Genomic DNA, 13,479 nt, shown 5'->3' with positions numbered 1-13,479 from the left:
TTTAATTGGCATGCGCTGAAAGATAGCTTGCTACACCATCTCTATTGGCAGACATGGCATCTTTACCTTCTTCCCAGTTGGCTGGACATACTTCGCCTTTTTCTTGTACGTGAGTAAATGCATCAATTAAACGAAGGTATTCGTTAACGTTTCTTCCTAAAGGCATGTGATTAATTCCTTCATGAAAAACTGTACCTTCTTCATCAATTAAATATGTTGCGCGGTAGGTCACATTGTCACCTTCAACGGTAACAACATCATTCTCCTCATCATACTTTTCATTGGTAATATCTAAAATACCTAAAGTTGATGCTAAGTTTCTATTGCTATCGGCTAAAATTGGGTAGGTTACGCCTTCAATGCCACCATTGTCTTTATTAGTACTCAACCAAGCAAAATGTACTTCTGGAGTATCGCATGAAGCACCAATGACTAAAGTGTTTCTTTTTTCAAATTCACCAATAGCTGCTTGAAATGCATGAAGTTCAGTAGGACAAACAAAAGTAAAATCTTTTGGATACCAGAATAGAACCACTTTTTTATTATTTTTTTGAGCTTCTTCTAAAACATTAAGTTTAAAAGTATCGCCCATTTCATTCATTGCATTAACACTAAGATTTGGGAATTTTTTACCTACAAACGCCATAATATGTCTTCGTTTTATAATTAATTATAAAGCAAAATTAAGACATGAAAGAGGGTTGGCAGACTTTCTAAATTAGAATTATCAATAGATGAATAACTATTCTGAATAGCTAAAAGAATATGTCCATTTTAATGCGAATGGCTTAAAATTTAATATGGATTATTGTGAACTTATCAAGCACACAAGATAAATGTCTTTGTTTCGTTAAAGTAGAAATTAAGCTTCTTTTTTAATGAGCTGTCTTATTTTAATATTGAAGGCCGCAAATATTAATGTCATAATAGGACTCAACCAATTGAATATGGCGTATGTGAAATATTCTGAAACACTTACGCCTAATACTCCAGATTGATATGCTCCGCAGGTGTTCCAAGGTATTAGTACAGAAGTAACAGTACCGGAATCTTCCAAAGTTCTACTCAAGTTTTCAGGTGCTAACCCTCTATCTTGATACGCTTTTTTGAACATTTTACCAGGAATTACTATTGCCAAGTATTGATCACTGGCTATTACATTTAAACCGATACAACTAAGAACTGTACTTGTAAAAAGTCCGAATACACTTTTTGCAACGGCTAGTAATGATTGGGTAATTCTCGCTAGTGCGCCAATTCCATCCATTATGCCTCCAAAAACCATGGCGCAGCAGATAAGATAAATGGTCCACAGCATTCCATTCATACCTCCCGAACTAAAAAGCTCATTCAATTTTTCGTTTTCAGTTACTATAGCAGTGTCCGTCAGCATAGAATTGATAAGGGCGCTGAATTTAGAATCTGAAAGACTTGATAAAATTTCAGGTTGAAAAATAAAAGCAAAAACAGCTGCCAAAAGAACTCCTACACCCAGTGCTATTAGAGGCTTGGTTTTCAATAAGATCAGAGCAATTACCGCTAATGGTACTATAAATAAATATGGTGTTATATTAAATGTATGCGCAATTGTTTTTAGTAATCCTGTTACATCTGCATTACCCGTAGTGTCAATATTTAAACTGATTATAGAAAAGGCAATAATTGTTATTAATATGGTAGGGCCTGTTGTATAGAACATATACTTAATATGTGTGAACAAGTCTGTTCCTGCCATAGCGGGTGCTAAATTCGTGGTGTCACTTAAAGGAGACATTTTATCCCCGAAATATGCTCCTGAAATTACCGCACCTGCAATCATGCCTGTTGGTATGCCCAATGCTGTTCCTATACCTACCAGAGCGATACCTACGGTCGCCGAAGTTGTCCATGAGCTACCGGTAGCAATAGAAATGATAGCGGCAATTACAATTGATGCAGGTAAGAATATTGATGGACTCAACACTTTTAGTCCGTAATAAACCATTGCTGGAATAATTCCGCTTACTAACCAAGTGCCCGCCAATGCGCCAACCAAAAACAATATCATGATAGGAATGAAAACACTTTTTAGGTTCTCATAAATTTCCCTAACCATGGTTTCGAATGTGGTCTTATTGAAAAAACCAACTATCGCAGCAAATAAACCTCCAATAAGTAATATAATCTGATTTGAATATTCTCCAAACCATTCTCCATCTGCAAAGAATATGTTATAAGCTAACATTGCCATCAAAAGTACAACGGGAATGAGGGCTTCTAGCAGATTAAGTTCTTTGTTGGCTACGATATGTTCGTTTTCCCTATGCTCATTTGAATTTTGGTTTGACATTTAAAATGCGTTTGGTTAATACGTAATATTACGATTTATGCTACGGATGTGCAAGCCGTATCATAATTTGAATATTATGAGTTTACGCCAATGATATCCAGTATTTTAAGGTCTATTAGGCATTGTTTCATTAGCGAGTAAGTTCTTTTAATATCATCATCTAACCCAATTGAAAAACGAATTAGTCCGTTTCCTAGGCCCATTTCTTTTTGCTCATCTAAAGGAATTTCAGAAGAAGTAGAGCTTCCTGGTGCGCTGAAAAGAGTTTTATAGAAACCTAGGCTAACTGCTAAGTATCCCAACTTTCTTTCCTGCATTAATTCCATTAGTGCATTCGCATTTTCTATTGTCCCAACATCCATGGTAACCAATCCACCATATCCATATTCAGGATTCATTTGATCTTCCATAATCAAATGTCCAGGATGGGAGGGAAGTCCTGGGTAAACTACACGTAGTCCGTCTTTTTCAAAATTCTCCGCTAAGAACATTGCATTATCGCTATGCTTTTTCATGCGTATGTGGAGCGTTCGCATATTTTTCAATATTGAAGCTGCACGTAAACTATCTAATGTACTACCCAACAACATACCAGCACCATTATTAACGTCTTTAAGGCTAAGGCAAAATTCTGATGTACCGCAAACTGCACCTGCAACACAATCGCTAGTTCCGTTTATAAATTTGGTAAGACTATGAATAACAATATCAGCGCCTAATTTAGCAGGGGTTACAGAAAGTGGTGAAAAGGTATTATCAACCACCAAAGGAAGTTCATTGTTCTTTGCTATGCGTGAGAGTGCAGAAATATCGGCAACCTCTAATAAAGGGTTGCTAACACTTTCACAATAAATCATTTTCGTTTTTGACGTAATGGCTTTCGATACTGCATCAAGATCTGTGATATCTAAGAAGGTTGTCTTAATTCCGAATTTGATTAAGAAATTTTTCATAAACGCATAGGTGCCTCCATAAATGGTTCTGCTACTAATAATGTGGTCACCTGCGTTACAAAGTTGAAGTATAACGGCAGTAATTGCTCCCATACCACTAGCAGTGACGTTTGCGCTTTCGGTACCTTCTATTGCAGCTAGAGCTTCTCCTAAGTATAAATTGGAAGGTGACGAATGTCTACTGTATAAATAACAACCTTCAGTATTCCCCTCAAAAGTATCGAACATTGTTTTTGCCGATATAAAAGTATAGGTAGAGGAATCTGAGATGGATGGATTAACGCCACCATATTCTCCGAAATATTGTAAGTCTTGTAAATCGTTGCTAGTTTTTTGGCTCATGGATTGTAATTTTAAGTAAATCTAACTTTTTATAGAGTGATTGTCAATGTGAACTTCATTAATTGGTTTTTTAAACTAATATTTTCATTTTAATAGATTTGTATTCTATGAATGATTAAATTTGTCGGACTCTTTAGAATCATAATCACTATGAAACTTGACGAAACGGATATCAATTTATTAGTGCTTTTACAGGCAGATAGTAAAAAAACTACTAAAGAATATGCTTTAAAACTTGGCTTGTCTACAACAGCTATTTATGAGCGTATAAAAAGGTTAGAAAGGACTGGTGCTATAAGGAATTATGTTGCCTTGGTAGATAAGGCGGTGGTTGATAGGAATTTTACGGTATTCTGTCATGTAAAACTAGTGCAGCATGTAAAAGATAATATTGCTCAATTTGAAGCTCAAGTTTTACGATTACAAGAAGTGGTAGAATGTCACCATTTAAGCGGTGATTATGACTATCTGTTGAAAATTCATGTTCAAGATATGGAGGCGTACCGAAATTTTATGGTCAACAAACTAACTGCCATGAATCATATTGGTAGCACACAAAGTTCTTTTACAATAAAAGAGGTCAAGCATTCTACTGCTATACCCCTTTAAAACTAAAAATAGTATTAATTTTGTATCACATTAGAAAACAAATAATTTATGGATCAATATGATGTAGCCATTATAGGCTCAGGACCTGGAGGATACGTAGCAGCAATACGTTGTGCACAACTAGGAATGAAAACAGCAATAATTGAAAAATATTCTACTTTAGGTGGAACTTGTTTAAATGTAGGGTGTATACCTTCTAAGGCAATGTTAGATTCTTCTCATCATTATGAAGATGCCATTAATCATTTTGAAGAACACGGAATTGAAATTCCTGGAGAGATAAAGGTGAATTTGGAAAAAATGATTGGTCGTAAGCAAGGCGTGGTTGACCAAACTACCAAGGGTATTCAATTCTTAATGGATAAAAATAAGATTACTGTTTTCGAGGGAATAGGAAGTTTTAAAGATGCTACGCATGTTAGTATTAAAAAGAACGACGGTAAAACAGAAGAAATAGAGGCAAAAAATATAATAATTGCTACAGGGTCTAAACCATCTACCTTACCATTTATTAAGATTGATAAGGAACGTATAATTACATCTACTGAGGCTTTAGAGCTTAAAGAAGTGCCAAAACATATGATTGTCATTGGTGGTGGTGTAATCGGGTTAGAATTAGGTCAGGTATATAAACGACTAGGTGCTGATGTAACTGTTGTTGAATTCATGGATCGTATTATTCCTGGTATGGATGCAGCCCTTTCAAAAGAATTGACGAAGGTGATGAAGAAGCAAAAAGTAAAATTTGCATTATCACACAAAGTAAAATCAGTAGAAAGAAAAGGCGATACTATAATTGTAAAGGCTGACGATAAAAAAGGTCAGGAAGTTGTTTTTGAAGGTGACTATTGTTTGGTTGCTGTAGGTAGAAGACCTTATACCGATGGATTGAATGTTGATGCTGCTGGTGTACAACTAGATGATAGAGGTAAAGTTATCGTTGATGATCATTTAAAGACAAATGTTAGTAACATCTACGCTATTGGCGATGTTATTAAAGGTGCTATGTTGGCTCATAAAGCAGAAGAGGAAGGTACTTTAGTTGCTGAGCAGATAGCAGGTCAAAAACCTCATATCGATTATAATTTGATACCAGGTGTAGTTTACACATGGCCAGAAGTTGCTGCGGTTGGTAAAACAGAAGAGGAGCTTAAAGAGGCTGGTGTTGATTACAAAGTAGGGCAGTTTCCTATGCGTGCTTTAGGACGTGCAAGAGCAAGTATGGATACCGATGGTTTCGTAAAGATATTGGCAGATAAGAAAACTGATGAAGTATTAGGGGTGCATATGATTGGTGCTCGCTGTGCAGATTTAATAACTGAAGCTGTAACTGCAATGGAGTTTAGAGCATCAGCTGAGGATATTTCTCGAATGAGTCATGCTCACCCAACATATGCTGAAGCAGTTAAAGAAGCAGCATTAGCAGCTACTGATAATCGTGCTTTGCATATTTAAAAGTGTAGATGAAATATATAAAAAAAGCAGCCTTATGGCTGCTTTTTTCGTTTTAATAATTTGCTCCTAGAGTTTAACTAGATAGAACCTTAATTAATTTTTTATTAAGCCTAAAACTCGAAGTATTTTTTCGGTTATCGTTCTTACGATTTCAAAAGCGATAAGTGCAGCTTGTTCTAAATATATTCTTGTAGTAGATAAAAATGAAAACAATCCAGATTTAACTTCAGCTTTATGGCTTTCATATTTTAAGGCTAAGTAAGTGCTTGCAATCATAAATAGTATTGCGCCAAATACTGCTACCCACGGATTTAAAGAATGATGGAAAAAGCGATATAGCCCAATACCCGTAAAACTACCGTAAAGAATAATAAAATGAATAATGTATATCGATAAAGTGCTTTGTCCTATTTTCAACCAAGTACTATTCATTAAGAATTTACGTAGAATAATGAATATTGAAAAAACGATAAGAACATCACCTAAACGAATGAATAGATAGTTGTTATTGAAAATAAATTGGAATAATTGTATGCCTGTTACTTCAAAAATGGAATAGAAAAAGTCTGAAGAAAAAAGAATTAAAACCAATCCGGTTAGTATATAAATAGGAACGATGTAGGAATATAAATTTTTATTGTCCTGATATTTGGAGAATAGTACGGACATAAAACTACCGATGGTCGCATAGCCCAACCATGGTATTATTGTAAATACAGACCCATTCGACTTTGATAGGTAATTCGCTATAAATTGAGGTAAATATTCAAAACTAGATGCCTTATATGTAGGTTCAAATAAGAATAATAAAAACGTTGTGGATATCAATATAGTAGGGAAAACCCATTTTTGTTTAGCGAAGGTGAGTAAGTAAAAACTGGTGATAAACAATAATGAAAATCCTATACAATGTAAAACGTCTATAAGGTAAAACGAGTCGTAAATTTCTCCTTTGAAAATACCGAAGAGGTTCATTCTTAAAAGGTATCCAATGGCTAAAAGTTCTAATCCTCTTTTAAGCCCTTTTTTTACACGAGGGTTGTCCCAACCGGTCTGTGGAGATTTAATCAATAGAAAGGTGAATATAAAACCAGATACGGTAAAGAAAACAGGCGCTGTAATTCCTCTAAAATATTTCCATGTGCTAAACAGAAAATTAGAATTATCTCGAAAGGCATTATCTAGTAATCCATCAATGAAATGACCTTGTAACATCATTAAGATTGCCCAGGCTCTTATGGCATCTAAAAAAAACAATCTTGACTTAGAGTTGCTCATTATAGTAATTATATCCTATATACTTATAAAACAGTATGTTTGGATGTTTACGGCTACAAAATTAGATAAAATAAGTTAAGGTTTATTCTAATTGAATTAAATTCGCAAACATTCAAAAAAATCAGGTCCATGGGGTATGTTTTAGCATTTGCAGGTAGTAATTCATCCACTTCTATCAATTATAAATTGGTAAAGTTTACATCCTCTTTAATAAATGGTCATGAAGTACGATTACGTGATATGTCTACTTATCCATTTCCTATGTATAGCCAAGATGTTGAAAGGGATAGTGGATTCTCAAATTCACTTGTTGAATTTAAGAATGAAATAAGAAATGCCAAAGGTTTGATAATTTCTGTAAATGAGCATAATAGCTACCCGTCTGCTTATTTTAAAAATGTTATAGATTGGCTTTCTAGGTTAGATGCTCAGTTTTTATTGGATAAAAAGATTTTATTACTGGCTACATCAAATGGAGGTCGTGGTGCTATTGGAGCTTTAGAGGCCGCTGAAAAAATGTTAACTAGGTTTAAGGGTGATGTTGTGGAAAACTTTTCTCTGCCAAAATATGGTGAAAATTTCTATGAAGAAAAAGGAATTACCAACGGGGATTTAGCCAAAATTCATGCTGAGAAAGTGGCTTCTTTCGTTAAATCAATTTCTTAATACTTAGGAGATGATTTAAGGGATAAAACTCGAGGATATTCTGAATGTTCATATATACTTAGTTACCTTTATACCGTGTTAAAAGCGTTTAAAAAACATATTGAAAATTCTTTTTCTGAGTTGCTAAGTAATCACTTCATAATTGCTTGTAGTGGCGGATTGGATAGTATGGTGCTAACTGATTTGTGCCAGCAGGCTCAACTTCAATTTTCTCTAGCACATTGCAATTTTAGATTACGAGGAAAAGATAGTAATGGAGATGAAAATTTTGTTCGTGAACATGGAGAGAATTTAGGTGTAGTGGTTTACGTGACCCATTTTGATACTATTGGCTATGTAAATCAACACAAAGTTTCAGTTCAAATGGCAGCACGCAAACTTCGCTATACTTGGTTTGAACAGCTATTAGTAAAGCATAATATTCCATATGTATTAACCGCCCACCATGCTAATGATAATGTGGAGACTTTTTTAATTAACCTTTCTAGAGGCACGGGTATTGACGGATTAACAGGTATACCAGCTAAAACAGCTAATCTAAGAAGACCTCTGTTGCCTTTTACTAGGCAGGAGTTAGAGTCATATGCTGATGAGCAAAAACTAAAATGGAGAGAAGATGCTAGCAATGCCGATACTAAGTATTTGAGAAATAAAATACGATTAGAGATTATTCCGAAATTGAATGAACTTCATCCTACTTTTTCAGACAACTTCAAAAACACACTACATTATTTAAATCAGACCGAAACCATTGCCTCTGCATATCTTCAAAAATTGAAAGACGAACTTTTTATTGAAATAGATGGGAGGTTTGAAATTTCAATCCATAAATTAAACGAATTAAGTCCTTTGTCGACCTATTTGTTTGGACTTTTTAATGAATTTGGTTTTAAAGAATTAGAGAATCTTGAGACTTTGTTAGACGGATTGAGCGGAAAACAATTAGTGTCTTCAACTCATGTTTTGGTGAAGAATCGTGATGTATTGTTATTATCACCTATTGATAAGAAGGAAGAGGAGGAACAGGAGTTTCTTATAAACGAAAGTCTGGTGGAATTAAATCATCCACTATCACTAAAATTTTCTATAGTACCTGAACGTTATAATAATTCGCTAGAGGAGATATTCATTCAAAAAAATACGTTAAAGTTTCCTTTAGTGATAAGGAAATGGAAAAAGGGCGACTATTTTTACCCAATTGGCTTAAATCGTAAAAAGAAACTTTCAAAGTTTTTTAAAGATGAGAAGGTTAATGTTCTTTCAAAAGATGAGATATGGTTATTATGCTCTAATGAGCAAATTGTATGGGTTATAGGTATGCGGGCGGACCATCGATTTAGAGTTGAAAATAGTACCGAGGAGATTTTAAAAATAGAAATGACATGATGAGAATTATTGCTTTATTACTCTTTATGGTTGTGTTGCCTCTTGGTGCATATGCCCAATCAGATGATAACCCTGTAGTTTGGGAGCAGGAAATAAATAAAATTTCAGAAACCGAGTATGAATTGGTAATGCAGGCAAAAATCCTTGAAGGTTGGCATATGTATTCTCAATTCACATCAGAATTTGGATCATTACCTAGCGAGTTTACTTATAATGGCAGTGGAACCATTTATGAGTTGGTTGATGGCACATTTGAGAGCGAAACAATAAAGGAGTACAGTGATATTTTTGAAGTAGAGGAAACTTATTTTAAAGATGATGCGATTTTCACACAGCGTATTAAAATCTTAGACCCTTCAATAAATCAAATTGATATTGATTTGTTCTTTCAAGTCTGTAAGGAAGTTTGTATTCCTATGGATAAAAAATTTATTTTCACTTTAGACGGTTCTGAAGCTAAAGACCTTATTGCCACTGTAGATGATAGAAGTTTAGCTCTTGGGCAACAATTACGATTAGACTTAAAGAATAAAGAACTTCTTACCCAAGGTCAAGATATTATTGCAGAAAGCACAAATATTTGGGTCATTTTTGGATTAGGCTTCCTTGGCGGCCTTATTGCTTTATTGACGCCTTGTGTATTTCCGATGATACCTTTAACGGTGTCATTCTTTACAAAGCATTCACAAAAGAAATCGAAAGGGATTATAAATGCATTGCTGTATGGTTTCTTTATAGTGCTTATTTACTTTTTATTAAGTCTGCCATTTCATTTATTTGATTCGGTCGATTCGCAGATACTTAATTCAATCGCAACAAATGTATGGTTGAATCTTTTCTTCTTTTTCATATTTCTATTCTTTGCTTTTTCCTTTTTTGGATATTATGAGCTCACCCTACCAAGTTCTTGGGCAAATAAGATGGACGCAGCTTCCTCTAAAGTGGGTGGTGTTATCGGTATCTTTTTTATGGCGGTTACCTTGGCCATTGTATCATTTTCATGTACAGGGCCTATTTTAGGAGGGTTATTAGGTGGTACAACTTTGGCCGAAGGCGAAGTAGCAACAAACCTTACAGCGGGTATGACCGGTTTTGGTGTTGCGTTAGCATTGCCATTTGCACTTTTTGCATTATTCCCAGCATGGTTGAATTCTCTTCCAAAATCTGGTGGATGGATGACTACGGTAAAAGTGGTATTAGGGTTTTTAGAAATAGGCTTAGCATTAAAATTCTTATCTAATGCAGATATGGTAGGTCATTGGGGAATATTAAAACGAGAGATATTTCTAGGAATATGGATTGTTTTAGGCATAGCTATGACACTTTATCTTTTCGGTCTTTATAAATTTCCGCATGATGGTCCGATTAAAAAATTATCTCTCGGGCGTAAGTTGACAGCTTTCGTAAGTTTGATATTTACTATTTATTTGATATTGGGTGTAACGAAGGTTACGCATTTAAAATTATTGAGTGGTTTTCCACCACCAGAATTTTATAGCATATTTGAGCAAGAGAGCGATTGCCCATTAGGTATTGATTGTTTTAAAGATTTTGATGAAGGTTTAGCCTATGCTAAAGAAGTGAATAAGCCAATTCTTTTAGATTTTACAGGTTGGGCATGTGTTAACTGTAGAAAAATGGAAGAAAATGTATGGAGTGACGCAGAGGTGTTTCCTATCATTAAAAACAATTATGTGCTCATTTCATTATATACAGATGATAGAGAAGAACTTCCAGAATCTGAAAAGTTCAATTTTCAATTCGATAGTGGCCGTGTTAAAGAAATTAATAACATAGCCCAAAAATGGGGTACTTTTCAAGATGTGAACTTCAATTCAATTTCTCAACCATTTTATGTGTTGTTGTCTCCTGATTTGAAAGTGCTTAATACTAGCATTCAAAATTCAGATATCCCTACCTACAAAAATTGGTTATTAGAAGGGCTTCGGAACAATAATTAATGTTCGTGTAATGTAAGATGTTGACTGCTTGTCAATAAAAAGCAGAGTTGCGAGGTGCTTAGTGTTAAAAATAACGCTAACTTAGAATTTAATTCCCCCGTAATATATGAGAACATTAAAAAGAATCGGAAAAATTCTATTGGTAATTTTTGTCCTATTAATCTTAGGAATAGGAATTTTCGTCTACACCTTAAAGCCTGATTACTCTGGTGAGAAAGAACTTGTTCATCTTGAGCAAGAGGTGAATGTGTATTATGATACTTATGGTATTCCACATATATATGGAGAGAACGAGAAAGATGCTTTTAGAGCATTAGGCTACGTTCATGCCCAAGACCGTTTATGGCAAATGGAGCTATTGCGAAGAATTGCGAGTGGCGGACTATCGGAAGTTTTTGGCAGTGATTTAGTCGGCACCGATAAATTTTTTCTTTCTTTGGGTATTGCCGATGCCTCTAAAATTACTGCTAGTAAGGTAAATAAGAGCGATCAAGGTGTAATTCTGGCCGAAGCTTATTTAGATGGTATCAATCAATTTATAGAAGAAGGACCAACGCCTGTTGAATTTTATCTGACAGGTATTGAAAAAGAAAAATTCATTTTAGAAGATGTGTATAACACCATTGGATATATGGCATTCAGTTTTGCCATGGCGCATAAGACCGACCCACTTTTAACGACTATCAATTCAAAATTAGGTTCGGATTATTTGAAAGATTTGAATATTGGTTCAGACATTAACACGGCATGGATTGAAAATTATAATCCATCTCAAAACGATTCAATACAGAACAATCTTACGGCAGCAGTTAATAAGGCATTAAGTGTATTGAATGTTCCGTTATTTGAGGGCAGTAATAGTTGGGTCATTGCTCCTGAAAAGACGAAGAATAAAAAAGTCATATTTGCTAATGACCCTCATATTGGTTTTGCGCAACCTTCTGTTTGGTATGAGGCTCATTTAGAAACACCGAACTATTCTAAATATGGGTACCATATTGCAGGTATACCTTTTCCGTTGTTAGGACACAATAGAAAATCTGCCTATGGTATAACGATGTTCGAGAATGACGACGTCGATTTTTATTACGAACAAAACAATCCGGATAATGAAAATCAATACCTCACATCTAATGGGTATGTAGATTATGAAATTATAACTAAAACCATTAAAGTTAAGGATAGTTCTAATGTTGACTTTATGTATAAAAAATCTGTACATGGGCCTATTCTAAATGGTATTGCAGACCAAATTAAAGATGAACGGCCGATAGCAATGTCTTGGATTTACACCCAAATGGAGAATAAAGTAATAGATGCTTTATTTGGATTAAGTCATTCTAATAATCTAAATGAATTTAAAAAGGCATTACCGAAAATTCATGCGCCAGGTTTAAATATAATGTATGGTGATGCAGAGGGTAATATAGCTTGGTTTGCAACTGCTCAATTATATAACATTCCAGATTCAATAAATACTAAATTGGTTTATGAAGTAGGAGAAGGGCTTCCCTTGAGTAAAGTGTTGCTAGATTTTAATGAAAATCCTCAGGCAATAAATCCGCCAAGTCATTATGTGTATTCAGCAAATAACCAACCTGATTCTATTGCTGGCATGCTTTATCCAGGGTATTACTTGCCAGAAAATAGGGCGAAGAGAATTGTAGACTTATTAGAGCCTAAAAATGATTGGGACAAAGACTCTGCAAGTGAAATGATTACAGATGTAACATCTTCGGTAGAGCCAACAATAGTTTCAGATTTAGCCAAATTGATTGATGTTAATTTATTAACTGAAAAGGGAATGAAGGTTATTGACTGTTTAAAAATGTGGAATGGTAGTTATGAACTTTCCTCTATTGAGGGTACAGTGTATAATCGATGGATTTATTATGTATTGAAAAACACCTTTAAGGATGAATTAGATGAAGAATTGTTTAGCCAGTTTTTGAGCACTCATTTCATGAAACGTCTTATAGCACCTTTATCTAGAAAGGAAAACTCCGTTTGGTGGGATGATTTGTCTACTGCTGATGTTGATGAAACCATGAAGGATATTGTAAATAAGTCTTTTTCTGAAGCTATCACATCGCTTGAGAAAGATTTAGGTAATAATAGTGATAACTGGATGTGGGAAAAAGTTCATACCATAGAACACGGACACCCTATAGGACAAATTGCGGCACTACGTTCCTTTTTTAATGTAGGTCCTTTTCCTATTGAAGGTGCTCGGGAGGTGATTAATAACCAGGCTTTTTCCTATGATGAAACAGGCTATTATAAAACGAGTTCAGGACCATCAACAAGAAGAATCATTGATTTTTCAGATGTAGAAAATAGCATTAGTATTTTGCCTACGGGCCAATCCGGTAATCCCTTTAGCAAGCATTATAGAGATCAGGCAGAAATGTATGTAAATGGTGAGTTTCGTAAGATGATGATGAATGAAGCTGAAATTAAGAAGAGTAAAGAAATCCTTACATTTAGCAAAAAGGATTAA

General features: G+C 34.7%; 10 protein-coding genes. 6 read left to right on the top strand and 4 right to left on the bottom strand.

What is annotated here, in order from left to right; all coding sequences use genetic code 11:
- Position 1: 1 nt before the first annotated feature.
- From AAC084_RS08945 to AAC084_RS08935, 3 genes are all read right to left on the bottom strand, one after another.
- Positions 2–646: a peroxiredoxin gene (locus tag AAC084_RS08945; RefSeq protein ID WP_339654195.1), complete on the bottom strand. Its 645-nt coding sequence runs from the start codon at positions 644–646 to the stop codon at positions 2–4.
- A 216-nt stretch (positions 647–862) separates the two neighbouring features.
- On the bottom strand, positions 863–2,329 hold the full coding sequence (gene nhaC / locus AAC084_RS08940) for a Na+/H+ antiporter NhaC (protein WP_339839694.1): 1,467 nt from the start codon (positions 2,327–2,329) through the stop codon (positions 863–865).
- Between the two features lie 74 nt (positions 2,330–2,403).
- Positions 2,404–3,624, bottom strand: a complete 1,221-nt coding sequence (locus AAC084_RS08935) for an aminotransferase class I/II-fold pyridoxal phosphate-dependent enzyme (protein ID WP_339839692.1) — start codon at positions 3,622–3,624, stop codon at positions 2,404–2,406.
- A 150-nt stretch (positions 3,625–3,774) separates the two neighbouring features.
- Between AAC084_RS08935 and AAC084_RS08930 the strand changes: the two genes are divergently transcribed.
- The gene (locus tag AAC084_RS08930) at positions 3,775–4,233 is read left to right on the top strand and encodes an Lrp/AsnC family transcriptional regulator (RefSeq protein WP_339629749.1); all 459 of its coding nucleotides are present in this window, start codon (positions 3,775–3,777) and stop codon (positions 4,231–4,233) included.
- A 48-nt stretch (positions 4,234–4,281) separates the two neighbouring features.
- Positions 4,282–5,688, top strand: a complete 1,407-nt coding sequence (lpdA, locus tag AAC084_RS08925; RefSeq protein WP_339839690.1) for a dihydrolipoyl dehydrogenase — start codon at positions 4,282–4,284, stop codon at positions 5,686–5,688.
- Positions 5,689–5,781: 93 nt separating this feature from the next.
- Here lpdA and AAC084_RS08920 read toward each other — a convergent pair whose 3' ends face one another.
- The gene (locus tag AAC084_RS08920) at positions 5,782–6,966 is read right to left on the bottom strand and encodes a heparan-alpha-glucosaminide N-acetyltransferase domain-containing protein (RefSeq protein WP_339839688.1); all 1,185 of its coding nucleotides are present in this window, start codon (positions 6,964–6,966) and stop codon (positions 5,782–5,784) included.
- A gap of 129 nt (positions 6,967–7,095) precedes the next feature.
- Between AAC084_RS08920 and AAC084_RS08915 the strand changes: the two genes are divergently transcribed.
- The 4 genes from AAC084_RS08915 to AAC084_RS08900 all read left to right on the top strand — a co-directional run bounded on the left by AAC084_RS08915 (position 7,096) and on the right by AAC084_RS08900 (position 13,479).
- Entirely contained in the window at positions 7,096–7,632 is a 537-nt protein-coding gene (locus AAC084_RS08915; protein WP_339839686.1) for an NAD(P)H-dependent oxidoreductase, read from the top strand.
- A 75-nt stretch (positions 7,633–7,707) separates the two neighbouring features.
- On the top strand, positions 7,708–9,018 hold the full coding sequence (tilS, locus tag AAC084_RS08910) for a tRNA lysidine(34) synthetase TilS (protein WP_339839683.1): 1,311 nt from the start codon (positions 7,708–7,710) through the stop codon (positions 9,016–9,018).
- On the top strand, positions 9,018–10,979 hold the full coding sequence (locus tag AAC084_RS08905; protein ID WP_339839766.1) for a cytochrome c biogenesis protein CcdA: 1,962 nt from the start codon (positions 9,018–9,020) through the stop codon (positions 10,977–10,979). The genes tilS and AAC084_RS08905 overlap by 1 nt, the downstream gene beginning before the upstream one ends.
- A 106-nt stretch (positions 10,980–11,085) precedes the next feature.
- Positions 11,086–13,479 (top strand): penicillin acylase family protein, encoded by a 2,394-nt coding sequence (locus AAC084_RS08900; protein ID WP_339839680.1) that lies wholly within the window; start codon positions 11,086–11,088, stop codon positions 13,477–13,479.

This window comes from uncultured Maribacter sp. (genome assembly GCF_963977385.1).
Lineage (GTDB): Bacteria > Bacteroidota > Bacteroidia > Flavobacteriales > Flavobacteriaceae > Maribacter.
This window is presented reverse-complemented; position numbering and strand designations above follow the sequence as displayed.

Excerpts from the sequence above, each read along its gene's own strand:
- AAC084_RS08945 (WP_339654195.1), bottom strand. The coding sequence starts at position 646 with ATGGCGTTTGTAGGTAAAAAATTCCCAAATCTTAGTGTTAATGCAATG.
- nhaC (WP_339839694.1), bottom strand. The coding sequence starts at position 2,329 with ATGTCAAACCAAAATTCAAATGAGCATAGGGAAAACGAACATATCGTA.
- AAC084_RS08935 (WP_339839692.1), bottom strand. The coding sequence starts at position 3,624 with ATGAGCCAAAAAACTAGCAACGATTTACAAGACTTACAATATTTCGGA.
- AAC084_RS08930 (WP_339629749.1), top strand. The coding sequence starts at position 3,775 with ATGAAACTTGACGAAACGGATATCAATTTATTAGTGCTTTTACAGGCA.
- lpdA (WP_339839690.1), top strand. The coding sequence starts at position 4,282 with ATGGATCAATATGATGTAGCCATTATAGGCTCAGGACCTGGAGGATAC.
- AAC084_RS08920 (WP_339839688.1), bottom strand. The coding sequence starts at position 6,966 with ATGAGCAACTCTAAGTCAAGATTGTTTTTTTTAGATGCCATAAGAGCC.
- AAC084_RS08915 (WP_339839686.1), top strand. The coding sequence starts at position 7,096 with ATGGGGTATGTTTTAGCATTTGCAGGTAGTAATTCATCCACTTCTATC.
- AAC084_RS08905 (WP_339839766.1), top strand. The coding sequence starts at position 9,018 with ATGAGAATTATTGCTTTATTACTCTTTATGGTTGTGTTGCCTCTTGGT.
- AAC084_RS08900 (WP_339839680.1), top strand. The coding sequence starts at position 11,086 with ATGAGAACATTAAAAAGAATCGGAAAAATTCTATTGGTAATTTTTGTC.